This window comes from Pseudoruegeria sp. SK021 (genome assembly GCF_002119405.1).
Lineage (GTDB): Bacteria > Pseudomonadota > Alphaproteobacteria > Rhodobacterales > Rhodobacteraceae > Meridianimarinicoccus.
In genome coordinates this window covers 1-417 of record NZ_MTBG01000136.1, presented here as the reverse complement: position 1 = coordinate 417, position 417 = coordinate 1, and the positions used below count along the sequence as shown (strand labels likewise).

Genomic DNA, 417 nt, shown 5'->3' with positions numbered 1-417 from the left:
CGGTGATGCGCCAGCGCCATCCGGCGGGCGAGCGGCTGTTTGTCGATTACGCCGGGCACACGATCGACGTGATTGATCCCACGACTGGCGAGGTGCGCACAGCACAACTGTTTGTCGCCACGCTGGGGGCCTCGAATTACACCTATGTTGAGGCGACATGGACCCAATCATTGCCTGATTGGATCGCGAGCCATGTGCGTGCCTTTGGCTTCTTCGGAGGGGTGACGGCGCAGATCGTGTCCGACAATCTGAAGGCCGGGGTCACCAAAGCATGCTTCTACGACCCTGTAATCAACCGGACCTATGCGGATATGGCCGTACATTACGATACCGCCGTGGTGCCCGCGAGGCCGCATAAACCCAAGGATAAAGCAAAGGTCGAGGGTGCAGTTTTGCTGGTTGAGCGCTGGATTCTGG

General features: G+C 59.0%; 1 protein-coding gene. It reads left to right on the top strand.

What is annotated here, in order from left to right:
* Positions 1–417 (top strand): IS21 family transposase (istA, locus tag BV911_RS18960; RefSeq protein WP_139840177.1); only part of this gene is annotated, 417 nt, incomplete at both ends.